General features: G+C 55.2%; 1 pseudogene. It reads right to left on the reverse strand.

The features are described 5' to 3' along the window. Positions 1-324, reverse strand: a pseudogene (gene sat / locus MXD62_RS40635) (sulfate adenylyltransferase); the annotation flags it as partial. Positions 325-339: the final 15 nt, after the last annotated feature.

Here is a 339-nt window from a genome sequence, read left to right on the forward strand (position 1 = left end):
AAAAGAGCGGGGAGATGCCCAGTTCTTCGGCGGTAAACTGCCGGAAGATCAGCTGAGCGTCGTAGGTGCCGTAATAACTGCCTACGCCTGCATGATCACGTCCGACGATAAAGTGCGTGCAGCCGTAATTTTTTCGCACCAGTGCATGAAAAATGGCTTCGCGCGGCCCGGCATATCTCATCGCAGCAGGGAAAACCGCGAGAAAAACGCGGTCCGCCGGTAATATTCGCGCAGCAGCACCTGATAGCTTTCCATGCGAATATCAGCAGGGATATCGTCCGCTTTTGTCTCGCCGACCAACGGGTTGAGAAAGAGACCGTCCACAATTTCCAGGGCCGC

This window comes from Frankia sp. Mgl5, from assembly GCF_023242985.1.
In the GTDB taxonomy this organism is placed as follows: domain Bacteria; phylum Actinomycetota; class Actinomycetes; order Frankiales; family Frankiaceae; genus Parafrankia; species Parafrankia soli.